The 692-nt window shown below is 41.5% G+C and carries 1 protein-coding gene; it reads left to right on the top strand.

From position 1 onward, the window contains the following. A partial coding sequence (locus F3J23_RS21535; RefSeq protein WP_185156491.1) for a thioredoxin family protein occupies positions 1-692 on the top strand: 692 nt, incomplete at both ends.

The raw sequence follows: 692 nt of genomic DNA, 5'->3' as shown, positions 1-692 counted from the left end.
GTGGTTTTAGGGTTTGTGGAACTGGCTCTGGCTCTCAAGTTCTTGTCTAAAGCGGATCTGGTTTCGAAAACATTCTTCCTGAAAAGGGAACTGTTCATCGCCATATGGATCATTATCGCTTTAGGATTGGCTTTGTATTTATTAGGATTCATCAGATTCCCGCATGATGATAAGAAACCGAAAATTTCTATCACCAGAAAGGTTCTCGGGGTATTGGGAATAGGGTTTGTGGTATATCTGATCCAAGGGCTGATCCCGTCTGATCGACCGAAACTTCAATTGTTAAGCGGAATTCTTCCTCCTCTTAATGTAAGCTACTTCCATGATGAGAAAGACGGAATTTTAGGAATGCACCCGGAACACGACTTCTTCAAAGCGGTAGAGATTGCTAAAAAGGAAAAGAAACCCATCTTGATCGACTTCACAGGATATGGCTGTGAAAACTGCAGAAAAATGGAAGAGTTTGTATGGAGTGAACCGGACATTTTACCGATTTTACAGAATGATGTTGTACTGGCTTCTTTATATGTAGATGACAAGGAAGAGCTTCCCGAGGAACAGAAAACAAAAATTGACCTTGGGGAAGGACAGATCAAAAAGGTAAAAACAATCGGAGACAGATGGAGCTTATTCCAGCAGGTGAATTTCAACAATAATTCACAGCCGCATTATGTGCTCATAACTCCGGAAGG

The organism is Chryseobacterium sp. Tr-659 (assembly GCF_011752975.1).
GTDB lineage: Bacteria > Bacteroidota > Bacteroidia > Flavobacteriales > Weeksellaceae > Chryseobacterium.
Note: the sequence above shows the minus strand (reverse complement) of the source record. Positions and strands in the feature narration are given on the sequence as shown.